This is a genomic window from Streptomyces sp. NPDC088147 (genome assembly GCF_044741565.1).
Classification (GTDB): domain Bacteria; phylum Actinomycetota; class Actinomycetes; order Streptomycetales; family Streptomycetaceae; genus Streptomyces.
On record NZ_JBIUSY010000007.1, the window covers coordinates 351,049 to 373,744 of the forward strand.

The window sequence follows — 22,696 nt, forward strand, 5'->3', positions numbered from 1 at the left end:
CGTTGTCGGAGTCGTCCAAGTACGTCCAGTACGAGGACGATCCTCCGCCTTGCGATCGCCGCTCGGCATCCGAAGGAGGAACCAGGCGCCGAGACGGAGAGAGCGCAGCGAACGTAGTGCACCGGACGCCGCAGGCCCCGCCCTGCGGGCGGACGGCGCTACTTTCGCAACACGCCCTAGCCCGAGACGGGCATTCAGACCGCCCCGATAGCCCGTCCGTGGCTGTTTGATTGCCTGTTTGATCACACCTATGGGCCCCCGGGCGAACGAACCGACAAGTCGTCGCTACGATGGCCGGGGCCGGTGGACCGTACCCGGCCGGGCGCGACCGACACCACTGTGCTTGATTGAGTAGAAGATGGCGGCCGGCCCCGATCCCCGCTCCCGGAGGGCTTTTCCGTGCCGGCTGGAACGCTGTACCGCGGCCGGGAAGGAATGTGGTCGTGGGTGGCTCATCGAGTCACCGGCGTGCTCATCTTCTTCTTCCTGTTCGTACACGTGCTGGACACCGCTCTCGTCCGTGTCTCGCCCGAGGCATACGACGACACCGTCGCCATCTACAAGACGCCGGTCGTGGCGCTGCTCGAGTACGGCCTTGTGGCCGCCATCCTCTTCCACGCGCTCAACGGCCTGCGCGTCATCGCCGTGGACTTCTGGTCCAAGGGCCCGCGCTACCAGAAGCAGATGCTGTGGACCGCCGTGGGCATCTGGTTCATCCTGATGGTCGGCGCCCTCTACCCCGTGCTCGGCCACGCCGTGCGCGAAGTCTTCGGGAGCTGAGAGTCCGCCGATGTCTTCCAACAACGCAGTCACCGAGACCTCTTCCGCGATCGGCGTCGTCGAGGGCGAGAGCCTGTACGACGTCGACCACCCGGCGCCCGTCATCGAGGCGCCGCGCCAGCGGACCAACAAGACCCCGAAGGCGACCCGCGGCAACTTCGAGATGGCCGCGTGGCTCTTCATGCGGCTGTCCGGCGTCGTGCTGGTCGTGCTGGTCATCGGCCACCTGTTGATCCAGCTGGTGCTGGACGGCGGCGTGTCCAAGATCGGCTTCGCCTTCGTGGCCGGCCGCTGGGCCTCCCCGTTCTGGCAGGTCTGGGACCTGCTGATGCTGTGGCTGGCGATGCTTCACGGGGCGAATGGCCTCCGTACGATCATCAACGACTACGCGGAGCGCGCGAACACGCGCCTGTGGCTCAAGGGCCTGCTGTACACCGCCACGGTGTTCACCATCCTTCTGGGCTCGCTGGTGATCTTCACCTTCGACCCGAACATCCGCTAAAGCCGGGGCTGACGAGACAATGAAGATCCATAAGTACGACACCGTCATCGTCGGCGCCGGTGGCGCCGGTATGCGCGCGGCCATCGAGTCGACCAAGCGCAGCCGTACCGCCGTGCTGACGAAGCTGTACCCGACCCGGTCCCACACGGGCGCCGCGCAGGGCGGCATGGCCGCCGCGCTCGCCAATGTGGAGGAGGACAACTGGGAGTGGCACACCTTCGACACGATCAAGGGCGGCGACTACCTGGTCGACCAGGACGCCGCCGAGATCCTGGCGAAGGAGGCCATCGACGCGGTCCTCGACCTGGAGAAGATGGGCCTGCCGTTCAACCGGACCCCGGACGGCACGATCGACCAGCGCCGCTTCGGCGGCCACTCCCGTAACCACGGCGAGGCGCCGGTCCGCCGGTCCTGCTACGCCGCGGACCGTACGGGCCACATGATCCTCCAGACGCTGTACCAGAACTGCGTCAAGGAGGGCGTGGAGTTCTTCAACGAGTTCTACGTCCTGGACCAGCTGCTGACCGAGGTCGACGGCGTCAAGGTGTCCGCCGGAGTCGTGGCGTACGAGCTGGCCACCGGCGAGATCCATGTCTTCCAGGCGAAGTCGGTCATCTACGCGTCCGGCGGCACCGGCAAGTTCTTCAAGGTGACCTCCAACGCGCACACCCTGACCGGTGACGGCCAGGCCGCCTGCTACCGGCGCGGACTGCCGCTGGAGGACATGGAGTTCTTCCAGTTCCACCCGACGGGCATCTGGCGCATGGGCATCCTGCTCACGGAGGGCGCCCGCGGTGAGGGCGGCATCCTGCGCAACAAGGACGGCGAGCGCTTCATGGAGAAGTACGCGCCCGTCATGAAGGACCTCGCCTCGCGCGACGTCGTCTCGCGCTCCATCTACACGGAGATCCGCGAGGGCCGCGGCTGCGGTCCCGAGGGCGACCACGTCTACCTGGACCTGACGCACCTCCCGCCGGAGCAGCTGGACGCCAAGCTGCCCGACATCACCGAGTTCGCCCGTACGTACCTGGGCATCGAGCCGTACACGGACCCGATCCCGATCCAGCCGACCGCGCACTACGCCATGGGCGGCATCCCCACCAACGTCCAGGGTGAGGTCCTCGCGGACAACACCACGGTCGTTCCGGGGCTGTACGCGGCCGGCGAGGTCGCCTGCGTCTCGGTGCACGGCGCCAACCGGCTGGGCACCAACTCGCTGCTCGACATCAACGTCTTCGGACGCCGTTCGGGCATCGCCGCCGCCGAGTACGCGGCGAAGAACGACTACGTCGAGCTTCCCGAGGACCCGGCGTCGCTGGTCGAGGCCCAGGTCGAGCGGCTGCGGAACTCCACGGGCAAGGAGCGGGTCGCCACCCTGCGCCTGGAGCTCCAGGAGTGCATGGACGCCAATGTGATGGTGTTCCGCACCGAGCAGACGATCAAGACGGCGGTCGCCAAGATCGCCGAGCTGCGCGAGCGCTACCTGAACGTGTCCGTCCAGGACAAGGGCAAGCGGTTCAACACGGACCTCCTGGAGGCCATCGAGCTGGGCAACCTGCTCGACCTCGCCGAGGTGATGGCGACCTCGGCCCTGGCGCGCAAGGAATCGCGCGGCGGTCACTACCGCGAGGACTACCCGAACCGCGACGACGTCAACTTCATGCGCCACACCATGGCGTACCGCGAGGTGGGCGACGACGGCACCGAGTCGATCAGGCTCGACTACAAGCCGGTCGTCCAGACCCGCTACCAGCCGATGGAGCGTAAGTACTGATGGCTACCCCGACCATGGACAAGCTGGAGGCGCTGGAGGCGGACTCCACCTCCTCGCACCTCATCGCGGTCACGTTCCGGATCCGCCGGTTCAACCCGGAGGTCTCCGCCGACGCCGTGTGGGAGGACTTCCGGATCGACATCGATCCGAAGGAGCGTGTGCTCGACGCCCTCCACAAGATCAAGTGGGATGTCGACGGCACGCTCACCTTCCGGCGCTCCTGCGCGCACGGCATCTGCGGCTCCGACGCGATGCGCATCAACGGCCGCAACCGGCTGGCGTGCAAGACGCTGATCAAGGACATCATCTCCACGGACAAGACCGGGGCCGTCAGCAAGCCGGTCACGATCGAGGCCATAAAAGGGCTCACGGTCCTCAAGGACCTGATCGTGGACATGGACCCGTTCTTCCAGGCGTACCGCGATGTGATGCCCTTCCTCGTCACCAGCGGCAACGAGCCGACACGTGAGCGGCTCCAGTCCGCCGAGGACCGCGAGCGCTTCGACGACACCACCAAGTGCATCCTGTGCGCGGCGTGCACGTCGTCCTGCCCGGTCTTCTGGAACGACGGGCAGTACTTCGGCCCCGCCGCGATCGTGAACGCGCACCGCTTCATCTTCGACTCGCGTGACGAGGCCGGGGAGCAGCGGCTGGAGATCCTCAACGACAAGGACGGCGTGTGGCGTTGCCGCACCACGTTCAACTGCACGGACGCCTGCCCGCGCGGTATCGAGGTCACGAAGGCGATCCAGGAAGTCAAGCGCGCGCTGATCACGCGCCGCTTCTGAGCGCTGGGTTCCGAAGGGCTCGTTTCTGTAGGTACGTCATACGGAAACGGGCCCTTCCTGTGTCAGGATCGATCCTGTCGACAGGCCCAGGGGAACGGGGAGATGACGAGATGACTGAGCCCAATCCGTACGCGGACGGGGAGTACACATGGGGGCCGACACCGGGCACTCCGCCGACCGGTGCGCCGGGGGCCCCGGAGTACGACTTCCCCAACCCGACGCCGGCCGACGGAGCACCGGGCGCCACCGCCGGGTACGGCTACCCCGGCGCCCACCCCGCCCCGGGCTACGGCTATCCGCAGTCCGGCGCCCCGTACCCGGTACCGACCGGCGGTCCCGGAGCGCCGCTGGTGTCGATCGGTGACATCACGGTCGTGGGCGACTCGATCATCACCCCGTCGGGCACGCTGCCGCTGAGGGGCGCGGTCTGGAACGCGACGGACATGTCCCGTACGGAGGAGAAGATCCCGACGCACGCCATCATCCTGGCCGTCGTCTTCTTCATCTTCTGTCTGCTCGGGCTGCTCTTCCTCCTGATGAAGGAGAAGACGACGACGGGCTTCATCCAGGTCACGGTCACCAGCGGCGGCAGGCACCACTCGACGATGATCCCGGCGAACCACGCGGGCACGTTCCAGATGGTCATGGGCCAGATCAGCTACGCGCGGTCGCTCAGCGCGATGTGAGAGAGCACGCGGTGCGCGGCAGCCCCTGAGCGGCTTCGTGGAGGGGCCAGGGCCGCGCGCGACCCCAGGCGGTCCGGCCGAGTGACCACTACGGCTACGGGCTACCGGCTACGGGCTACCGGCTACGGATGCGTGATCTCCGCGATCACGGTGGCCGCCGGGGGACGCCCGGCGATATCGGCCGCGATTTCCTGGGCGCGGTGGCGGTACGCGTCCTGCCCGAGCACCGCCGCCACGGCCGGAGCAATACCAGCTGCCGAGTCGACCGTGATCGAGGCCCCTGACGCGGCGGCGCGGGCGGCGTTGATGGGCTGGTCGGCACCTTGGGGCCAGAGCACCATCGGGAGACCGTGCGCGAGGGTGCCGACAACTGTGCCGACGCCTCCGGCGCCCACCACCAGATCGGCCCTTTCGAGCAACTGGTCCAGCGGGACAAAAGGCACGTACCGCACATTCGCCGAGTCGGCTCGGACCGTCCGGCCCGCGGCGGAGTGCCTCAGGGACGAGCCCAGCGTGGCGATCACGTTGACCCCGGTCCCCGCGACCGCCGCCACCGCCGCGGAAAGGGTGTCCGGGTCGGAGAAGATCGTGCCCAGGGTGACGAGCACCGTCGGCTTGCCGCGATCGTCGAAGCCGGGCAGGTCGAGTGCGACCTCCTTCGGCCGGCGGTGGGCCTGGGGCCGGACGGCCCGCACCGGGATGCCGGGGGACCAGTCCGGTTCCTGGAGTTGCCGCGGACACGGGTCGATGTAGCTCAAGGCGGCGACCGGGCGAAGGTGCGGCCGCTCGTACCTCGCCTCGGCCACGCGCTCGATCTCATCGGTGATCACAGCGGGCAACGACGGTCCGATGCCGGCTCTGTGCCATCCGACGCCGAGCCGGGCGGCCACGAGCGGACCGACCGCGTCGAACGGTTCGGCGACGACCAGGTCCGGAGCCCATTCGGTGGCCTGCCCGACGCTCTCCTCGACAGCGAGGTCGACACGGGCGCCGCCGAAGATCTCACCGATGGTCGAGGGCGTCGGACGGAACACGTCGGCACCGGTGCGGCGGCCCGCCTCCGCGGAGAACACCTCCGGCATCACGCCCGCGGCGAGGAACTCCACCTCCGGAGGAAACTCCTCGGCGACCGCGTCCCGGAATCCCGCACTCGACAGCAGCCCCACGGTATGGCCGGCATTGACCGCCGCCCGCATGAGCGGAACCAGGGGCAATATGTGGCCAAAGGCAGGGGTCGCGCTGAACAGCAGTTTCATGGACATCCTCGGAGTGTTCCGAACTGATTCTGGTGACTGTGCGGCCGGTCGCTCGGGTTCAGCCGCTGTACGGAGCGGTGACGTCCAGGACCCAGGTGACGCCGAAGCGGTCGGTGAGCATGCCGTACAGCGGCGCCCACTGCGCGGCCTCCAGCGGGCGCACGATGGCCGATCCCTCGGCGAGCTTGCCCCACAGGGCGCTGATCTCCTCGGCTTCGTCTCCACGCACGGAGACGAAGAACGGGTTCTCGCCCTGGTTCCAGGGCAGTTGCGAGGGCACGTCGTAGGCCATGACGTGGAACCCGTTGTCACCGGCCACCTCGCCCCACATCACCCAGTCCGCCTCGCTCTCGTCCTGCACGGCGCCCGCGTCCTTGTAGGTGACCGCGACCGTACGTCCGCCGAAGACCGACTGGTAGAAGTCCAGCGCCTCCCGCGCGGTGCCCCGGAAGTTCAGGTGAGTGGTGGTCCTGACAGACATGACCTGCTCCTTGCTCCATGTGACGCATACGCCGCCGGCCGCCCACGATCCGGGGGCGAGCTTCCCGAACGGCTCGTAGGCCACGATGCCGGTAGGAGAGGACAGGGTGTGTCCTCTACTGCCAAGGAACAACCGACCCGCATAAAACGCCCCCGCGGCTGCTCACGCTGCTCTCGCTGCTTCACCGAGACCTCCGACCGGCCCACTTGCCGCCCCCTGAGTCACACCCACCCCACCACCCACGCACCCCCACCAGCGGGGCATGAATCCTGGCCCTCCACGGGGGTAAGACGCCGGGCCGGTGCCGGGCCGCCCCACTCCACCGCCGCGCGGACCACCCACCGCCCTGCGGTCGGCAACGGACCGGCCCCCGTCCACGGATCCCCTCCGGGGCCCCCTCCCCCGGGGCCGCCCCGCCACGAAGCCGCACTTGCGGTGGAGGGTTGGGAGTCAAGGGTGACCGAAGGTCATCGGCTTGCCGACGCGACGAAGGAGCGCCCTTGACGCCCAACCCGGAGCCGCGAAACTAAACCCCAGGGGCGGCCCCCACCCGCCACGGAACTCCCCGGCCCACCCCGACTACCCTCGGCCCTCACCCGCACCCGACCTCACGGCATGCGCTTCTGCTCCGGCGGCGGGTGGCCGAAGATCCTCTCGAACAGGACGGCCTCATCCTGTTCCTGGAACGCACTGAGCAGCGCACGATGGAGTCGCCGGTACGCGCGGCGCTGCCTCCGTCGTTCCACCAGCCGCGCGACAGCGCCGGACCACCAGCGCGACCTTCGCCTCACAGCCCACCACCGTCACCGTCGGACGGCGGCCCCGACGGCGGCGGCTCGTAGTCCGGGCACATGGGATGGCCGCACTCGCACGGCGGCCACGTGAGCGCCGACGCCGGGGCCAGGTCCGCACCTTCCGCACCGGGCACGCCCTTCCGTACGACGAGGACGCCATCCGTCCCGAACGTGGCGATCAACACGGACAGTCGCCGCCGCGCCTCACTCCCCGTCATACGACCAACCGCCTGAGCCCGCTCTCCACATGCTCCAGCAGTGCGGGCGTCGGTTCGGTAAAGTCCCGTGGCACCCACCCCGGCACCAACCGCCAGAAGCCCCCCGCCTCCGCCCTCGCGGCCAACTCGTCCGGGTCGTCCAACCTCGGATCGGTGGCTTGTTCGGTCATGAGAGATGTACCTTCCGTTATCGCGCGCTTGCTTTGTGTGCTCAAGCTTCGGCGCAGCCGAGCGCGCCCAACAGGTAGGCGACTTGGACTCTGGAAGGTGTCCAATGACCATTCGGGGGTTTGAGTGACTGTCGAAAACGAGACCACGGAAACAACCGACCCCGCTGTCTCGCCCCTCGCTCACTTCGGAGCCGAGGTACGACTGGAGCGTGAGCGACTGGACATCTCACGCGCGGAGTTGGGCAACGCGGCGTGCTGTAGCTACTCGCTCGTGGCAAAGATCGAAGCCGGGAAGCGGGTACCACCGCTGGACTTCGCCGAGGCGTGCGACCGGATGTTCCCCCACTCCAACGGACGCTTTGCGCGGCTCTGGCCGCTTGCCCTGCGGTGGGCTTTCCCACCGTGGTTCCGCAGGTATGTCGAACTGGAGTGGACGGCCACCGCGATCTCCATGTTTCACCCCCAGCTGGTGCCTGGGCTCGTACAGACCGAGGAGTACGCGCGAGCTGTGCTACGAACCGGACGCCCAAGCAACCTAGATGACCTGGTGACTGCTCGCATGGAGCGGCAGCGCATCCTCGCACGTGAGAATCCGACCAGGCTGTGGATCATTCTGGACGAGGGCGTTCTCCGGCGCGCTACCGGCGGGAAGCGCGTCATGAGAGAACAGCTCGAACAGCTGCGGACTCTGGCGGAGACACCGCGCCATGTCATCCAGATCATCCCCAAGACCATCGCGGCGTATCCCGGATCGGGTTCTCCGTTCGGTCTTTTGTCCTTCAGCGAAGGCTCGGACGTGGTGCATGTGGACGGCTTCCCAAAGGGCTACGTTCTGGCCGATCCAGACGATGTGGCTACGGCCTCCGATGCCTATGATCTGCTTAAGGCAACAGCTCTGCCGCCAGACGAGTCGGCTTCTAAGATCGGCTCCATCTTGAAGGAATGCTATTCATGACCGAGCCGATCCGCGTACCGGAACAGGCGTGGCGGAAGTCCAGCTATAGCGGCAGCAACGGCGGCGAGTGCATCGAGGTGGCCGACGGCATCGCCGACACCGTCCCCATCCGCGACTCCAAGAACCCCACCGGCCCCATCCTCATCGCATCCCCCACCTCGTGGACCGCCTTCGTCGCCTTCGCCAAGGCCGCCACCGTCTGACCCGGCCGCCGAACCGGCTCCCCCTCTGCCCGTCCGGCGGCCGTCGCGTGCCTCTCGGGCCCGTACCCCTCAGGCCCGCGCCGCTCAAGTCCGTACGCGTGCCACCGAGACCACGTCGTAGTCCGTCTCCGGCGTCGGCTCCACCACGTCGAAGCGGGCGTTGGGCAGATAGATGCGGTCCCCGTAGACGGCCGCGGTCGTCGGGACCCGGAAGTTGTCGGGGTCGGTGAGCCGGGTGATCGCCGTGCCCTTCGTACCCGCGTCGTTGATCCTCAGCACATCGATGGCGTTCTGCCGCTGCTGAACGGCGTAGAGCGTGTGGCCGAGGAGGAGCAGGCCGTCGCCGTTCGGGAGCCGGGTCGGGCCGAGGTCCACGGCGCGCGCCACTCCCGTGCGGGGGTCGACCCGCATCAGACCGCCGCCGTTGGCGAAGCTGTTGACCACCAGCAGCGCACGGCCGTCCGGGGTCGTGGTGATGCCGTTGGCGGTGATGGCCGTCCCCTGGACCCAGTCGCCGGACAGCGGGACGGTCACGATCCGGTCCGCCGGCTCACCGTGCCGGCCGAGCGGGAGTTTGTAGAGCTGCGGCTCGTACGAGTCGGTGAACCAGGCGGCGTCGGGGGTCAGGATGACGTCGTTGACCATCGTGGCGTCCGTGCCCACGGTGAAGGTCTTGGTGATCCCGCCCGTACGGAGATCGGCGATCCGGATCTCGCCGCTCACCCCGCCGCACAGGAACAGCCGGCCCCGACCGTCGGTCTTGAGCCCGATGACGGGATGGTCGGGGCCCAGCCCCTGGACGACGACCCGGCCGCTGCCCGTCGCGAGACTCGCGCGGTACACGTCGCCGCGCGCGATCGATCCGATGTAGGCGTACGGCTCCGAGCCGATGGCGATCCCCTCGGGCCGGAAGCCGGCGGGCAGGGGGAAGCCGGCGGGCCAGCGCCTTCCGGTGGTTTCCATGGCGGCTGCCGTGCCGCCGAGCGGGGCCAGGAGCGCCGCGCCGCCGATGGCCGCCGCGGCTCCGAACAAACTCCGGCGTGCGAAGGAATGTCGCATGACGAACGTCCTTCCGAGGAATGGGATGCGTCCCTCGCACCCCATCACACGCTCCGGCCACACGGGGGCATTGGCCGGAACAGGCCCGCAGGCAAGGCCGGTTACGGCCCTCGGCCGTCGGCTCCCGTCTTCGCGGCGCCCTGCGAAGGAGTGTGCGAAGCACCCGCTTCTTCGCATTAGGCTCGGTCGGTGTGAAGGACCAGAGGGACGTGAAGGACGAGAAAGACCAGCGGGACCCGAAGGACGCGGGCGCAGTGCGGCGCTCCAAGGCACCAACGGCACCAACGGCGCCGAAGGCGCCCAAGGCCCCGGTCCCCAAGAGCGAGCAGACCCGCACGCTCATCCTCGAAACCGCGCTCCGGCTCTTCCAGGAGCGCGGTTTCGACAAGACGACCATGCGGGCCATCGCCGCGGAGGCCGGGGTCTCCGTCGGGAACGCGTACTACTACTTCTCGTCCAAGGAACACCTGGTCCAGGGCTTCTACGACCGGATCGGCGCCGAACACCGGCTGGCGGCGCGGGCCGTGCTCGACCGGGAGACCGACCTGGAGGCGCGCATGGCCGGCGTGCTGACCGTCTGGATCGATGTCGCCGCGCCGTACCACGAGTTCGCCGCCCAGTTCTTCAAGAACGCCGCCGACCCCGAGAGCCCGCTGAGCCCCTTCTCCCCCGAATCGGAGCACGCGCGGGACGCGGCCATCGCCGTCCACCGCGAGGTACTGGCCGGTTCCAAGGCGAAGGTTCCTGACGAACTGGCCGACCTGCTGCCGGAGTTGATGTGGCTCGCTCAGATGGGGCTGGTCCTGTACTGGGTGTTCGACCGCTCCGACAGCAGCGAGCGGTCGCGCCGGCTCGCGGAGCGCGGCTCCCGGCTGACCAGCAGGGGCATCGCCCTCTCGCGGTTCCGGGTGCTGCGACCGCTCGTACGGGAAGTGCACGAGCTGTTCGCGGACTTCCTGCCGGGGATGGCGGAGGTGGCCGCGACCCGCGCCTCGCGGAGGCCGGACGGCGAGAGCTGACCCGGCCCGGCCCCGAACCGGCCCCGCCGAGCCGGCCGCCTTCTGAACCGCGCCCGCCATCAGGCCACCGCCGGCCCGAACAGCCCGCCGTCAGCCCACAAGCACCGTCCACAGGTACCGTCCCCACAGGCACCACCCACCGGCACCGCCCTCAGAGCCGGCCCAGCTGCCACAGCCGCCAGATCCCGGTCCCGTCCGACAGATACTGCGCCCCCGTGACATCGTCACTGCTCAGCACGTAGTCCTTCTTCTGCCACAGCGGCAGCAGCGGCACGTCCTCGGCCACCACCTTCTGGATGGACCTGAAGTCCTGCGAGGCACGGGCGCGTTCGCCGTACTGCTGGGTGGACTCGATCAGCCGGTCGACGCGGTCGCTCGCGTACCCCGTGTGCAGCGTGGAGTCCCGGCCGACCAGGGGCTGGACGAAGTTGTCCGGATCCGGGAAGTCCGGCAGCCAGCCGACGGTGTACGCGTCGAACTGACCGCTGCTGTAGCCCTTCTGGAACGCCGTCCATTCCCGCTCGACGATCTTCACCTTGAACAGTCCGGTGGCCTCCAGCTGCTTGCGCAGCTCCGCCGCCTCCGGCGCGGCCGAACCGCCCTCCGCGTGCGCGAGCGTGAACGTCACCGGGGTCTCCACGCCCGCGTCCGCCAGCAGTTCCGCGGCCCGCTCCGGATCCGGCTCCGGATAGGTGTCGAAGAACGGTGTGGTGTGCGAGGTGATGCCCTGCGGGATGGGCGAGTAGAGCGGATCGACCGTCGAGGCGTAGACATTGAAGGCGATCTTGGACCGGTCGACGATCGCGGCGACCGCCTGGCGTACCGCCGTGTCGGCCATCGCCGACCCCTTGCGCACATTGAAGACGAGATTCCGGATCTCGGCGCTGTCGGCCTCGTTCATCCGGATGTCGTCCTTGCTCGCGTCCAGTCCGGCGATCAGCGACGGCGGCAGCTGGCGGTGGGTGACATCGACCGTACGGGCCTTCCAGGCGGCGGCCAGGTCGGCGGACTTCTTGAAGTAGCTGATGTCCACGGGCCCGCCGACCTCGCCGATCGCGCCCCGGTACCGCGGATTGGGCTCCAGACGCGCCGTGGAGCCGGGGGTGTACGTCTTGAGGACGTACGGCCCCGATCCGTCGGTCTCCGGGCCCGTGCGCAGCCCGTTCGCCGGGTAGCGGGTGTGGTCGACGATCGAACCGGCCCCGGTGGCGACCTTCAGCGGGAACGTCGCGTCGCGCGAGGCGAGCCGGAAGGTGACGGTCAGGCCGTCCGCCTCGACCGACTTGAGCGTGGCGAAGAGCGACTGCGGGCCGACGTCCGCCTTGATGGCGAGCACGCGGTCGAAGGAGTACTTGACGTCTTCCGCCGTGATGCTGTTGCCGTTGGAGAAATGGAGATCGTCCCGCAACTCGCAGCGGTAGGTGCGCAGTTCGCCGCCGATGAAGCCGCAGGTGCGGGCGGCGTCCGGAACCGGTGTGACCGAACTGGGTTTGAACGTCAGCAATGACTGGTAGATGTTCCCGAACAACGCCCAGGATCCGGCGTCGTACGCACCGGCCGGATCGAGCGAGGTGACCACGTCGGTCGTACCGACGGTGATCGCTTTCTGGTCGGCGTCGCGGGACGGGAGCAGCTGCCAGCCGCCCACCCCCGCGACCACCAGCACAAGAGATGTGATGAGTATCCGCAGACGGATCGGCCGCATGTGCTGTGCCCCTCTATCACGCCCACCCCTGACCGTGATGGCGCTCACCCAACCACAAGGGGTTCATGGGCGGAAGAGGAATGCCGGGACATACAGGAAACGGTCGTGTTAACCGTGCCGGACAGGGTCTGGACCCTGCCCGGCGAAGGTCCCGGCGCACGTCCCGGCGCACGTCCCGGCGAAGGTCCCGGCGAAGGTCTGCCGGACAGGCCCCTACGCCTGCCGCGAGGCCAGCTCCACGAGCGTGATGTCGGAGGGGGCGCCGACCCGGACCGGCGGGCCCCAGGCGCCCGCGCCGCGCGATACGTACAGCTGGGTGTCGCCGTACCGCTCCAGGCCGGCCACGGTCGGATTGGCCAGGCCCGCGAGGAGATTGCCCGGCCACAGCTGACCGCCGTGGGTGTGTCCCGAGAGCTGGAGGTCGACGCCGTAGCGCACGGCGTCGTCGATGACGACGGGCTGGTGGGCGAGGAGTACGGACGCTCTGGTCCGGTCGCGGTCGTCGAGCGCCTTCGCGAAGTCGGGGCCCGCGCCCTCGCTCTCGCCCGCGACATCGTTGACCCCGGCGAGGTCGAAGCCGGGGATCTCCACGCGCTCGTTCTCCAGGGGCCGGAGGCCCAGTTCACGGACGTGGTCGACCCAGGCGTCGGCGCCCGAGAAGTACTCGTGGTTCCCGGTCACGAAGAAGGAACCGTGCCGGGCCTTGAGACCCGCGAGGGGCTCGGCCGCCGGACCCAGGTCCTCGACGCTGCCATCCACCAGGTCACCGACGACGGCGATCAGATCGGGCTGGGTGGAGTTGATGGTGTCCACGATGCGCTGGGTGTGAGCGCGGCCCAGGATCGGTCCGAGGTGGATGTCGCTGACCACGGCGATACGGAAGCCATGGGCGCCGCGCGCCAGCTTGGCGAGCGGGACGGTGACGCGCTTGACGCGGGGGCCGCGCAGGACGCCGTACGTGCCGTATCCGACGGTGGCGAGCGCGGCGGTGGCGGCAGCGCCGCCGACGACACGCGAGACGAACAGGCGGCGGGAGGGCCCGGGGCCGGGAGCGACGGCAGGGGCGGGAGCGGAAGCGGGTGAGGTGGCCGGAGCGGACGGTTCCGGCAGGTCCGGACGTCCGTCGGATATGTCCGCATCAGGACGAGCACCAGGGCCCGTGCCCGACCCCGTACCCACCGGCGTACGCGCGACGGCCTCCGCCGGGACCTCAGCCCCCGCCGGGGCCTCGGCCCCGGCCGGCGCGTCCGCGACGCCCGACGCGTCCCGGCGCTCCAGCAGCCGCCGCAGCAGCGGCCGTACGGCCTCGCCCACCAGCAGCGCCAGCAGCAGGTAGAGCAGCGCCGCCAGCCACAGGAAGCCCGGCCAGGCCAGCGTCTGCTGCGCCCAGAAGGGCATCCCCGAGCGCCCAGAGGCCACGGCGCCGACCGACAGTAACGGCAGCACGATCACGGCGACGGTGCCCAGCCTGCGGGCGAGGCCGCCGGGGCTGGTCGTGTCGCGCACCAGGCGCCGCCACAGGTACCAGTGCGCCGCTGCCACCAGCGATATGGCGGCGAGCGCCGCCAGAACGGTCACGACGACCACGAACAGGCCCCTATCCCTTTGTCCCAGTTGTTCACGGCGTCAGGTGCTGTTCGCTCTGCTCGCGCCGGAGCGCGCGCACCGACCGGAACCCGATGACGCCAACGGCCGTCCCCAGAAGAAAGGACACGATGGCGAGCGTCAGGTGCACCCAGAAGTACCCCGTCGGATCACCGGCGTCGTCAAACGCGAGTCCACTGCCGTCCTGCCACAGGTTCTTGACGAAAGTGATCCAGATGAACCAGCTCCACACCCCGAAGGCGAGCAGGAACCAGGACACGGGGCGGTTGAGCTTCATGACTTCAGTATCACCGGCGCCGTCCGCACAACGGCAGCCGGGTCCGGTGAATCCGGGGCCGGTGAATCCGGGTCCGGAGGGCAGGCGGCCGGATCGGAACGCGGTACGGTCGTACGCGGTAGAGCCAGTGGGGCTGTACGCGCCGCGTACGGGGCCGATCAGCCCACCCGGGTCGGCGTCGGTGTCCACGCCATGTACGTTTTCGATCGTGTCCGCTCTGAAAAAGACCGTGTTGACGGTCGCCGCCGCCGCAGTGCTTCCCGTGATGACCGCCGTGCCCGCGTCGGCCGACGGCAAGATCGACGGGCCCGACACCAACGGGCCGAAGCCGCCCGTCTCCATGTCCACGGTCGGCGGTGCCAAGCTCGGCCGGGCGGGTACGCAGGTCAACCTCGGGGCCGGCGCGCCGGTCCTGCCCAAGCAGCTGAGCGGCCGGTCCTGGATCGTCGCGGACGCCGAGTCGGGTGCGGTGCTGGCCTCGCACAACGCCCACTGGCGGCTGCCGCCGGCGTCCACCCTCAAGATGCTCTTCGCGGACACGGTGCTGCCCAAGCTGTCCAAGAACGAGGTGTACAAGGTGGCGCCCACCGACCTCGCGGAGGTGGGCGCGGGCAGCAGCCTGGTCGGCGTCAAGGAGAACCTCACCTACTCCGTCCACGATCTGTGGCTGGGGGTCTTCCTGCGCTCCGGCAACGACGCCGTCCACGTGCTCTCCAAGATGAACGGCGGGATCCCCAAGACCGTCAAGGACATGCAGAAGCACGCCGAAGAGCTCCAGGCGCTGGACACGCATGTCGTGACGCCCGACGGCTACGACGAGAAGAACCAGGTCTCCAGCGCGTACGACCTCACGCTGATCGCCCGCTCCGGACTCCAGAAGAAGGACTTCCGGGAGTACTGCTCGACGGTGTCGGCCAAGTTCCCCGGCGACGTGCAGAAGCCGAAGGAGGGCGAGAAGGCCGAGAAGGACAAGAACGGGGACCCGAAGCGCGACTCGTTCGAGATCCAGAACACCAACCGGCTGCTGACCGGCGCCCCCGGCGTCACCACGTACAAGGGCATCGCCGGAGTGAAGAACGGCAACACCACCCACGCGGGCGCGACCTTCACCGGGGTCGCGGAGCGCAACGGCCGGGTGCTGCTCGTCACGGTCATGAACCCGTCCTCCACGGAGGGCCAGGCGGTCTACCAGGAGACGGCGCGGCTGCTGGACTGGGGCTTCTCGGCTGCCGGGAAGGTGAAGCCGGTCGGTGAGCTGGTGCCGCCCAAGTCCGCCCGTACGAAGGCCTCGCCGAACCCCACCGCCGTGGGAGCGGACTCGGCCGGGGCCGGTAAGGCCACCGAGCCCGCCAAGTTCGCGGCCGCGAACGGCGAGGGCACGGGCGGTGTCGGAACGGCTCTCGCGGTCGCGGGCGGGGTGCTGGTCGTGCTGGGAGGCGCGGTGTTCCTCGTCAACCGGCGCTGGCCGCTGCCCGACCTGGTCCGGCGCCGTCCGCGCGAGTAGACCCGCCCGCGCGGTTGCCGTCGCCCCGCCGCTGCTCGGTCTCCGGGCCGGACTGCGGGCCGGACTGCGGGCCGGACTGCGGGCCGGATTCCGCGTCGGCCCCCGGGGCGGCCCCCGGCCCGGTGTCCTGTCCGGTGTCCCCCTCGTCCGCCAGGTCCTTCTTGCTGCGCGTCGCCGTCCAGGCGGCGCAGAACAGCAGCAGCTTCGCCGTGAAGTTGATCCACAGCAGCAGCGCCACCGGCACCCCGAACGCGCCGTACATGCTCTTCGCCGCCACGCCGCTCATATAGCCGCCGAGCAGCAGCTTGAGCAGTTCGAAGCCGACGGCGCCGATGAGCGCGGCGACGATGAGGCGGCGGCGCGGCGGGTGGACGCGCGGCAGCAGCGTCAGTACGTACAGCAGCAGGAGGAAGTCGGCGAGGACCGCCACGACGAGGGCGGCGGTCTGGAGCAGCACCCCGCCCGCGCCGTTCCCGGGGATGCCCAGCCGGTCGGCGGTCCAGCCGACGGCGGTGGAGCCGAAGCCCGAGGCGCCCAGTGAGGCCAGCCCGACCGCTCCCAGACCGAGGAGCGCCACCGCGTCCTTGCCCTTGAGCAGGAACGGATTTCCCTCTTCCGCTTCGTCCAGTTCCCAGACGGCGCGCAGGCACTCCCGCATGGAGCCGACCCAGCCGATCCCGGTGAGGAGCAGCAGCGCGCCGGCCACCACCCCGACCGTGCCCGCGTTGGCCACCAGTCCGTTGATGTCCAGCTGTTGGGAGATGCCGGGGACCTGCTCGGCGATGGTGTCCTGCACCTTGTCGAGCTGACTCCGGCTGAGCAGCGCGGCGCCGATCGCGGCGCCGACGGTGATCAGCGGGAAGAGCGCGATGAAGCTGATGAAGGTGATGGCGGCGGCCAGCCTGGTCCAGTGGACGCGGTCGAGCGTCTCGTAGGAACGCCAGGCGTGCGTTCGCATCAGCCTGGCCACGAACGGGCCGACAAGGGGCAGTTTCTTCAGCCAGTCCATGAATGACGTGTACCCGCTGATCGGAAAACAAGCGCGAGCGGCACGACAAAGGCCGCAAAGAATGCTGTAGGGGGCGATACGGTCACCACCATGTCTGCCGACACCACCCTCGACACCGACGCCGCCACCGGTCTTGACGCCTCCGCCCTTGACGCCGCTCTTGACTCCGCCGCTCTTGAGGCCTCCGCCCTTGACGCCGCCCTCGTGGACGACGACGTCGACCCGTTCGTCTCCCTCACCGGCTGGGGCCGTACCGCCCCGACGACCGCCCTGCTGGTCCGCCCCCGTTCGTACGAGGAGGCGGTCGCCGCCGTACGCGCGACCGGAAGCCGTGGCGCCATCGCCCGCGGCCTCGGCCGGGCCCATGGCGACGCGGCACGGAACGCGGGCGGCGCGATCCTCGACACGACCGCGCTGGACGGGATCCACGCCATCGACGCGGACACGGGCGTCGTCGTGTGCGGCGCGGGCGTGAGTCTGCACCGGCTGGTCGAGGTGCTGCTGCCGCTGGGATGGTTCGTGCCGGTGATGCCCGGGACGCGCTATGTGACGGTCGGCGGGGCCATCGCCGCCGACATCCACGGCATGAACCACCCCGTGGCCGGTTCCTTCGCCCGCCATGTGCTGTCGGTGGAGCTGCTGACCGCCGACGGTGAAGTGCGTACGGTCCCCCGCGGCACCCCGCTCTTCGACGCGACGACGGGCGGGCTCGGCCTGACGGGCGTGATCCTCTCGGCGACCGTACGGCTGCACCGCGTGGCGACCTCCCTGATGTCCGTCGACACCGAACGGGCCGGGGATCTGGACGATCTGCTCGCCCGGCTCGCCACCTCCCGCCCTCGCCACCGGTACGCGGTCGCCCGGATCGATCTGCTGGCCCGGGGGGCGGCTCTGGGGCGCGCGGTGCTGATCCGCGGGGAGCACGCGCCGCTGGACGCCCTCCCCGCGCGCGCCCGGCGGCGCCCACTGGCTCGGCGCCCGCTCCCCTTCCGGCCGGGAGATCTCACGGCCGCGCCCGCGCTCGTACCGCCGGGGCTGCCCGTACCGCCGGGGCTGCTCGGACGGACCGCGGCCGGGCTCGTCAACGCGCTCGGCTACCGCGCGGCGCCGCCGCGCAGGACCGGGGAGCTGCGGCGGCTCGCGGCGTTCTTCCATCCGCTGGACCGCGTGCCGCACCGGAACCGGATCTACGGGCGCGACGGCTTCGTCCGGTACCAGTTCGTCATCGGGCACGGGCAGGAGGAGGCCCTGCGGCGGATCGTGGAGCGGATGGCGCGCCGGGGCTGCCCGTCCTTCCACGCCGAGCTCAGACGTTTCGGAGAGGCGGATCCGGGGTGGCTGTCGTTCCCGATGGCCGGGTGGGCGCTGGCCCTGGACCTGCCCGCGGGGCTGACCGGGCTCGGCCCGTTCCTGGACGAGCTGGACCAGGACGTCGCGGCGGCCGGGGGCCGGGTCTGTCTCGCGAAGGACGCCCGGCTGCGGCCGGACCTGCTGGCCGCGATGTATCCGCGGCTGGACGAGTTCCGCGCGCTGCGCGCCGAGCTGGATCCGCGCGCGGTCTTCACCTCGGACCTGTCACGCCGGCTGTCGCTCTAGGCCCTCTCCGGCCCGCCTCTCCCCCTTCCCCCCCACTTCCCTTGTCTGCCCTGCTGCCCCCTGAGGAGCGATTCACGATGAAGGACGCCTTCGGCACCCCGCAGTCCCTGCTCATCCTCGGCGGTACGTCGGAGATCGGGCTCGCCACCGCGCGCCGGCTGATCGCCCGCCGGACCCGTACGGTCTGGCTGGCCGGCCGCCCCTCCGCCGACCTGGACACCGCCGCCGCCCGGCTGCGGGCCCTGGGCGCGGACGTCCGTACCGTCGCCTTCGACGCCCTGGACCCGGGCTCACACGAGGAGATCCTCGGCAAGGTCTTCGCGGAGGGCGACATCGATATGGTGCTGCTCGCCTTCGGAGTCCTCGGCGACCAGGCGAACGACGAGGCGGAGCCGCTCGCGGCGGTCCGGGTGGCGCAGACCAACTACACCGGCGCGGTCTCGGCGGGTCTGGTGTGCGCGGGCGCGATGCAGACGCAGGGGCACGGTTCGCTGGTGGTGCTGTCGTCCGTGGCCGGCGAGCGGGCCCGCCGCGCGGACTTCATCTACGGGTCGAGCAAGGCGGGCCTGGACGCGTTCGCGCAGGGGCTCGGGGACGCCATGTACGGCACGGGGGTGCAGGTCATGGTCGTACGGCCCGGATTCGTACGGTCGAGGGTGACGACCGGCCGGCCGGAGACGGCGCTGGCCACCACACCGGAGGCGGTGGCGGCGGCCATCGAGCTGGGGCTGCGGCGGCGCTCGGAGACCGTCTGGGTGCCGGGGGCGCTACGGGTGGTGATGGCGGCGGTGCGTCATCTGCCGCGCCCGCTGTTCCGCAGGCTGCCGGGCTGAGGCAGGGGGGGTCAGCGGAGTAAGGACTCCGGAGCCGGGACTCAGCGCAGGAGCCGTGACTCCGCGCAGGGAGGCTGGCCGCCCGCCGGGGGTGTGTCGACGGGGGTGCTCTGCGAGGGCACCCCCGAGACCTCTCCGCCACCGCCGAACGCGTACTCGTGCAGCTTGCGCCATACGGCGTCCGCGCCCTGCTCGTACAGCGCGAAGGACGTGCAGCTCCAGGCCGCGCCGTACTCGGACAGCTCCTCGTAGGCCCGGTCCATCGCCTCCTCGGCGATACCGTGCGCCACCGTCACATGGGGGTGGTACGGGAACTGGAGCTCGCGTACGAGCGGTCCCGACGAGTCCCTGACCCGCTTCTGAAGCCAGGTGCAGGCCGACGCGCCCTCGACCACCTGGATGAAGACCACGGGCGAGAGCGGGCGGAACGTACCGGTGCCGGACAGCCGCATCGGGAACGGCCTGCCGGCCGACGCGACCGCGGCGAGATGCGCCTCGATCGCGGGCAGCGCCGACGCGTCGACCTCGGTGGGCGGCAGCAGCGTGACATGCGTGGGAATGCCGTGTGCGGCGGGGTCACCGAAGCCCGCACGCCGGTCCTGGATCAGGCTCCCGTACGGCTCCGGGACCGCGATCGAAACGCCGAGCGTTACGGTCCCCACATCGATCTCCTCAGTCCCGTGGTCCATGTGTCGATGGTCTGCGTCTTCGCCGCCGCCCGCCAGTGTGACGGTCGCACCGCCCGGCCCGCCAGCGGCGGCCCGAGCCGTCCGGCGCGGCGGTCTTCCGTACCGGTGCACCCCACTGACCTCCGGTGTCTTCGCTCCGCGACGGCGCCCGGCGCCACTTCCGCGCCGGTGCGCCGCCGGTACTCCTCCGTACCGCGCCAGTACTCCGTCGGTGCGCGGCCCGTACTCCGTCGGTGCGTGGCCCGCGCCGTCAGTGCTTGGCGGGGAGGAAGCCGACTCTGTCGTAGGTCTGCGCCAGGGTCTCGGCCGCGACCGCACGGGCCTTCTCCGCGCCCTCGGCCAGGATCGAGTCCAGCGTCTCCGGATCGTCCAGATATTCCTGGGTGCGTGACCTGAACGGGGTGACGAACTCGACCATCGCGTCCGCCAGGTCCGTCTTCAGCGCACCGTAGCCCTTACCAGTGTATTTGTCCTCCAGCTCCGCGACGGTGGTGCCCGTGAGCGTGGAGTAGATCGTGAGGAGGTTGCTCACCCCCGGCTTGTCCGCGGTGTCGAACCGGATCTCCGTGCCGGTGTCGGTGACCGCGCTCTTGATCTTCTTCGCGGTGGCCTTCGGCTCGTCGAGCAGATTGATCAGGCCCTTGGGCGTGGACGCCGACTTGCTCATCTTGGCCGCCGGCTCCTGGAGGTCGTAGATCTTCGCGACCTCCTTGACGATGTGCGGCGCCGGGACCGTGAACGTCTGGCCGAAGCGGCTGTTGAAGCGCTCGGCGAGATCGCGGGTCAGCTCGACGTGCTGCCGCTGGTCCTCACCGACCGGGACCGCGTTCGCCTGGTACAGCAGGATGTCGGCGACCTGGAGGATCGGGTACGTGAAGAGACCGACCGTGGCGCGGTCCGCGCCCTGCTTCGCGGACTTGTCCTTGAACTGCGTCATCCGGGAGGCCTCGCCGAAGCCGGTGATGCAGTTCATGACCCAGGCGAGCTGGGCGTGCTCGGGCACATGACTCTGGATGAAGAGCGTGCACCGCCGCGGGTCGAGACCGGCGGCGAGCAGCTGCGCCGCGGCGAGACGGGTATTGGCGCGCAGCTCGGCGGGGTCCTGGGGAACAGTGATCGCGTGCAGGTCCACGACCATGTAGAAGGCGTCGTGGGTTTCTTGCAGCGCGACGTACTGGCGCACCGCACCGAGGTAGTTCCCGAGATGGAACGAGCCTGCGGTGGGCTGGATTCCGGAGAGCGCGCGGGGACGATCAGAGGCCATGCTCACCATTCTCTCAGGTATGACCGACAGGTCGGGAACGGAGACGGGAGGGGAGCCGGAACGGATACGGAGCGGATACGGACCGGGGACGGGACGGAGACACGGCCGGGCAAGGTTTCCTCGTCCTCGCCGCGAGCGACGATAGAAAGTGGGGCTGCACCCCGCCCGTACCGCACAGCTTGTCCCGCGCAGCCCGCACGGCTTGTCCCGCACAGCTGGTCCTGACCGATCGGAGAAACCCGTGTCGACAACGGAGAGTGCCATCGCCTCGGCGGAGGCGCACAGTGCGCACAACTACCACCCGCTGCCCATCGTGGTCGCCTCCGCGGACGGCGCGTGGATGACCGATGTCGAGGGGCGGCGCTACCTCGACATGCTCGCCGGGTACTCGGCGCTCAACTTCGGCCATGCCAACAGGAGGCTCATCGACGCCGCGAAGGCGCAGCTGGAGAGGGTGACGCTCACCTCCCGGGCGTTCCACCACGACCGGTTCGCCGACTTCTGTACGCGGCTGGCCGAGCTGTGCGGCATGGAGATGGTGCTGCCCATGAACACCGGCGCGGAGGCGGTGGAGACCGCCGTGAAGACCGCCAGGAAGTGGGGCTACCAGGTCAAGGGCGTGCCGGACGGCATGGCGAAGATCATCGTCGCGGCCAACAACTTCCACGGCCGTACGACCACGATCGTCAGCTTCTCGACGGACGCGGAGGCGCGGGCGGACTTCGGCCCGTACACGCCCGGCTTCGAGATCGTTCCGTTCGGGGACCTCACCGCGATGGACGCGGCGATGACCGAGAACACCGTGGCCGTGCTGCTGGAGCCGATCCAGGGCGAGGCCGGGGTGCTGATGCCGCCGGCGGGCTATCTCGCCGGGGTGCGGGAGCTGACCCGGCAGCGGAACGTGCTCTTCATCGCGGACGAGATCCAGTCGGGTCTGGGCCGGACGGGGAAGACCTTCGCCTGTGAGCACGAGGGCGTGGTGCCCGACATGTACGTCCTGGGCAAGGCGCTGGGCGGCGGGGTGGTGCCGGTGTCGGCGGTGGTGTCCTCGGCCGGGATCCTCGGCGTGTACCGCCCCGGCGAGCACGGCTCGACCTTCGGCGGCAATCCGCTCGCCTGCGCGGTGGCGCTGGAGGTCATCGCGATGCTGCGGACGGGCGAGTTCCAGCAGCGCGCGGCGGAGCTGGGCGACCATCTCCACCATGAACTGGGCGTGCTGGCGGGCGGTGGCGCCGTGGAGACGGTACGTGGCCGGGGTCTGTGGGCGGGGCTGGACATCGTGCCCTCGCACGGAACGGGCCGGGAGATCTCGGAGCGGCTGATGGACCGCGGCGTGCTGGTGAAGGACACGCACGGCTCCACGATCCGGCTCGCCCCGCCGCTGGTGATCAGCAAGGAGGACCTGGACTGGGGGCTGGACCAGCTCAGGGCGGTGCTGGCCGAGTAGGTCCTGTCCGGTATGTGGTGTCCGCCCGGGGGCGTCCCCCGGGCGGACGACGCTACTTTCGCAACACGCCCGAGAGGATCAC

The 22,696-nt window shown here is 69.8% G+C and carries 22 protein-coding genes; 12 read left to right on the top strand and 10 right to left on the bottom strand.

What is annotated here, in order from left to right; all coding sequences use genetic code 11:
* The first annotated feature begins 399 nt into the window (after positions 1-399).
* The 5 genes from sdhC (at position 400) to ACIOGX_RS25210 (ending at position 4,530) form a co-directional block, all read left to right on the top strand.
* Positions 400-780: a succinate dehydrogenase, cytochrome b556 subunit gene (gene sdhC, locus ACIOGX_RS25190; protein ID WP_356515869.1), complete on the top strand. Its 381-nt coding sequence runs from the start codon at positions 400-402 to the stop codon at positions 778-780.
* A 10-nt stretch (positions 781-790) separates the two neighbouring features.
* A complete protein-coding gene (locus tag ACIOGX_RS25195) occupies positions 791-1,282 on the top strand; it encodes a succinate dehydrogenase hydrophobic membrane anchor subunit (protein WP_030351578.1) in 492 nt (163 codons plus the stop codon).
* A gap of 19 nt (positions 1,283-1,301) precedes the next feature.
* Entirely contained in the window at positions 1,302-3,056 is a 1,755-nt protein-coding gene (sdhA, locus tag ACIOGX_RS25200) for a succinate dehydrogenase flavoprotein subunit (RefSeq protein ID WP_129770743.1), read from the top strand.
* Complete coding sequence (locus ACIOGX_RS25205) at positions 3,056-3,844, top strand: succinate dehydrogenase iron-sulfur subunit (RefSeq protein ID WP_129770744.1); 789 nt, start codon at positions 3,056-3,058, stop codon at positions 3,842-3,844. The genes sdhA and ACIOGX_RS25205 overlap by 1 nt, the downstream gene beginning before the upstream one ends.
* Before the next feature lie 110 nt (positions 3,845-3,954).
* A complete protein-coding gene (locus ACIOGX_RS25210; RefSeq protein ID WP_401916391.1) occupies positions 3,955-4,530 on the top strand; it encodes a hypothetical protein in 576 nt (191 codons plus the stop codon).
* A gap of 122 nt (positions 4,531-4,652) precedes the next feature.
* On the opposite strand, the gene ACIOGX_RS25215 is transcribed toward ACIOGX_RS25210, so the two are convergent.
* From ACIOGX_RS25215 to ACIOGX_RS25225, 3 genes are all read right to left on the bottom strand, one after another.
* Positions 4,653-5,792, bottom strand: a complete 1,140-nt coding sequence (locus ACIOGX_RS25215) for a glycosyltransferase (protein WP_401916394.1) — start codon at positions 5,790-5,792, stop codon at positions 4,653-4,655.
* Positions 5,793-5,844: 52 nt separating this feature from the next.
* On the bottom strand, positions 5,845-6,267 hold the full coding sequence (locus ACIOGX_RS25220; protein ID WP_401916397.1) for a VOC family protein: 423 nt from the start codon (positions 6,265-6,267) through the stop codon (positions 5,845-5,847).
* A 1,008-nt stretch (positions 6,268-7,275) separates the two neighbouring features.
* Positions 7,276-7,449: a hypothetical protein gene (locus ACIOGX_RS25225; RefSeq protein WP_401760581.1), complete on the bottom strand. Its 174-nt coding sequence runs from the start codon at positions 7,447-7,449 to the stop codon at positions 7,276-7,278.
* 124 nt (positions 7,450-7,573) lie between these two features.
* Here ACIOGX_RS25225 and ACIOGX_RS25230 point away from each other — a divergent pair, with 124 nt between their 5' ends.
* Positions 7,574-8,404 (top strand): Scr1 family TA system antitoxin-like transcriptional regulator, encoded by an 831-nt coding sequence (locus tag ACIOGX_RS25230; RefSeq protein ID WP_401916400.1) that lies wholly within the window; start codon positions 7,574-7,576, stop codon positions 8,402-8,404.
* Positions 8,401-8,607, top strand: coding sequence for a DUF397 domain-containing protein (locus ACIOGX_RS25235; protein WP_401916402.1), 207 nt, complete (start codon positions 8,401-8,403; stop codon positions 8,605-8,607). Before ACIOGX_RS25230 ends, ACIOGX_RS25235 begins: the two co-directional genes overlap by 4 nt.
* Before the next feature lie 84 nt (positions 8,608-8,691).
* On the opposite strand, the gene ACIOGX_RS25240 is transcribed toward ACIOGX_RS25235, so the two are convergent.
* Positions 8,692-9,666 (bottom strand): SMP-30/gluconolactonase/LRE family protein, encoded by a 975-nt coding sequence (locus ACIOGX_RS25240; RefSeq protein WP_401916405.1) that lies wholly within the window; start codon positions 9,664-9,666, stop codon positions 8,692-8,694.
* A gap of 254 nt (positions 9,667-9,920) precedes the next feature.
* Here ACIOGX_RS25240 and ACIOGX_RS25245 point away from each other — a divergent pair, with 254 nt between their 5' ends.
* Positions 9,921-10,685: a TetR family transcriptional regulator gene (locus ACIOGX_RS25245; RefSeq protein ID WP_401916682.1), complete on the top strand. Its 765-nt coding sequence runs from the start codon at positions 9,921-9,923 to the stop codon at positions 10,683-10,685.
* 151 nt (positions 10,686-10,836) lie between these two features.
* Here the strand turns inward: ACIOGX_RS25245 and ACIOGX_RS25250 are convergent, their stop codons facing one another.
* The 3 genes from ACIOGX_RS25250 to ACIOGX_RS25260 form a co-directional block, all read right to left on the bottom strand.
* Positions 10,837-12,390 carry an ABC transporter substrate-binding protein gene (locus tag ACIOGX_RS25250; protein ID WP_401916408.1) on the bottom strand — a complete coding sequence of 518 codons (1,554 nt, stop codon included), beginning with the start codon at positions 12,388-12,390 and terminating at the stop codon, positions 10,837-10,839.
* A 213-nt stretch (positions 12,391-12,603) separates the two neighbouring features.
* Entirely contained in the window at positions 12,604-13,977 is a 1,374-nt protein-coding gene (locus tag ACIOGX_RS25255) for a metallophosphoesterase (RefSeq protein WP_401916411.1), read from the bottom strand.
* Positions 13,978-14,008: 31 nt separating this feature from the next.
* Entirely contained in the window at positions 14,009-14,272 is a 264-nt protein-coding gene (locus tag ACIOGX_RS25260) for an SCO4848 family membrane protein (RefSeq protein WP_356515854.1), read from the bottom strand.
* Between the two features lie 265 nt (positions 14,273-14,537).
* Here ACIOGX_RS25260 and ACIOGX_RS25265 point away from each other — a divergent pair, with 265 nt between their 5' ends.
* Positions 14,538-15,776: a D-alanyl-D-alanine carboxypeptidase family protein gene (locus tag ACIOGX_RS25265; RefSeq protein WP_383966001.1), complete on the top strand. Its 1,239-nt coding sequence runs from the start codon at positions 14,538-14,540 to the stop codon at positions 15,774-15,776.
* Here the strand turns inward: ACIOGX_RS25265 and ACIOGX_RS25270 are convergent.
* Positions 15,724-16,785: a YihY/virulence factor BrkB family protein gene (locus tag ACIOGX_RS25270; protein ID WP_401916414.1), complete on the bottom strand. Its 1,062-nt coding sequence runs from the start codon at positions 16,783-16,785 to the stop codon at positions 15,724-15,726. The genes ACIOGX_RS25265 and ACIOGX_RS25270 overlap by 53 nt on opposite strands.
* A 90-nt stretch (positions 16,786-16,875) precedes the next feature.
* On the opposite strand from ACIOGX_RS25270, the gene ACIOGX_RS25275 reads away from it, so the two are divergent.
* A complete protein-coding gene (locus ACIOGX_RS25275; RefSeq protein ID WP_401916417.1) occupies positions 16,876-18,381 on the top strand; it encodes an FAD-binding protein in 1,506 nt (501 codons plus the stop codon).
* Between the two features lie 77 nt (positions 18,382-18,458).
* On the top strand, positions 18,459-19,214 hold the full coding sequence (locus ACIOGX_RS25280) for a decaprenylphospho-beta-D-erythro-pentofuranosid-2-ulose 2-reductase (RefSeq protein WP_356515848.1): 756 nt from the start codon (positions 18,459-18,461) through the stop codon (positions 19,212-19,214).
* Between the two features lie 41 nt (positions 19,215-19,255).
* On the opposite strand, the gene ACIOGX_RS25285 is transcribed toward ACIOGX_RS25280, so the two are convergent.
* Both ACIOGX_RS25285 and trpS read right to left on the bottom strand, forming a co-directional pair.
* Positions 19,256-19,876, bottom strand: a complete 621-nt coding sequence (locus ACIOGX_RS25285) for a 2'-5' RNA ligase family protein (RefSeq protein WP_401761374.1) — start codon at positions 19,874-19,876, stop codon at positions 19,256-19,258.
* Between the two features lie 277 nt (positions 19,877-20,153).
* Positions 20,154-21,167: a tryptophan--tRNA ligase gene (gene trpS, locus ACIOGX_RS25290; RefSeq protein ID WP_383965755.1), complete on the bottom strand. Its 1,014-nt coding sequence runs from the start codon at positions 21,165-21,167 to the stop codon at positions 20,154-20,156.
* A 241-nt stretch (positions 21,168-21,408) separates the two neighbouring features.
* On the opposite strand from trpS, the gene rocD reads away from it, so the two are divergent.
* Positions 21,409-22,614, top strand: coding sequence for an ornithine--oxo-acid transaminase (gene rocD / locus ACIOGX_RS25295; RefSeq protein ID WP_401916420.1), 1,206 nt, complete (start codon positions 21,409-21,411; stop codon positions 22,612-22,614).
* Positions 22,615-22,696 lie beyond the last annotated feature (82 nt).

Excerpts from the sequence above, each read along its gene's own strand:
- ACIOGX_RS25195 (WP_030351578.1), top strand. The coding sequence starts at position 791 with ATGTCTTCCAACAACGCAGTCACCGAGACCTCTTCCGCGATCGGCGTC.
- sdhA (WP_129770743.1), top strand. The coding sequence starts at position 1,302 with ATGAAGATCCATAAGTACGACACCGTCATCGTCGGCGCCGGTGGCGCC.
- ACIOGX_RS25205 (WP_129770744.1), top strand. The coding sequence starts at position 3,056 with ATGGCTACCCCGACCATGGACAAGCTGGAGGCGCTGGAGGCGGACTCC.
- ACIOGX_RS25210 (WP_401916391.1), top strand. The coding sequence starts at position 3,955 with ATGACTGAGCCCAATCCGTACGCGGACGGGGAGTACACATGGGGGCCG.
- ACIOGX_RS25215 (WP_401916394.1), bottom strand. The coding sequence starts at position 5,792 with ATGTCCATGAAACTGCTGTTCAGCGCGACCCCTGCCTTTGGCCACATA.
- ACIOGX_RS25220 (WP_401916397.1), bottom strand. The coding sequence starts at position 6,267 with ATGTCTGTCAGGACCACCACTCACCTGAACTTCCGGGGCACCGCGCGG.
- ACIOGX_RS25225 (WP_401760581.1), bottom strand. The coding sequence starts at position 7,449 with ATGACCGAACAAGCCACCGATCCGAGGTTGGACGACCCGGACGAGTTG.
- ACIOGX_RS25235 (WP_401916402.1), top strand. The coding sequence starts at position 8,401 with ATGACCGAGCCGATCCGCGTACCGGAACAGGCGTGGCGGAAGTCCAGC.
- ACIOGX_RS25240 (WP_401916405.1), bottom strand. The coding sequence starts at position 9,666 with ATGCGACATTCCTTCGCACGCCGGAGTTTGTTCGGAGCCGCGGCGGCC.
- ACIOGX_RS25250 (WP_401916408.1), bottom strand. The coding sequence starts at position 12,390 with ATGCGGCCGATCCGTCTGCGGATACTCATCACATCTCTTGTGCTGGTG.
- ACIOGX_RS25260 (WP_356515854.1), bottom strand. The coding sequence starts at position 14,272 with ATGAAGCTCAACCGCCCCGTGTCCTGGTTCCTGCTCGCCTTCGGGGTG.
- ACIOGX_RS25265 (WP_383966001.1), top strand. The coding sequence starts at position 14,538 with ATGACCGCCGTGCCCGCGTCGGCCGACGGCAAGATCGACGGGCCCGAC.
- ACIOGX_RS25270 (WP_401916414.1), bottom strand. The coding sequence starts at position 16,785 with ATGGACTGGCTGAAGAAACTGCCCCTTGTCGGCCCGTTCGTGGCCAGG.
- ACIOGX_RS25275 (WP_401916417.1), top strand. The coding sequence starts at position 16,876 with ATGTCTGCCGACACCACCCTCGACACCGACGCCGCCACCGGTCTTGAC.
- ACIOGX_RS25280 (WP_356515848.1), top strand. The coding sequence starts at position 18,459 with ATGAAGGACGCCTTCGGCACCCCGCAGTCCCTGCTCATCCTCGGCGGT.
- trpS (WP_383965755.1), bottom strand. The coding sequence starts at position 21,167 with ATGGCCTCTGATCGTCCCCGCGCGCTCTCCGGAATCCAGCCCACCGCA.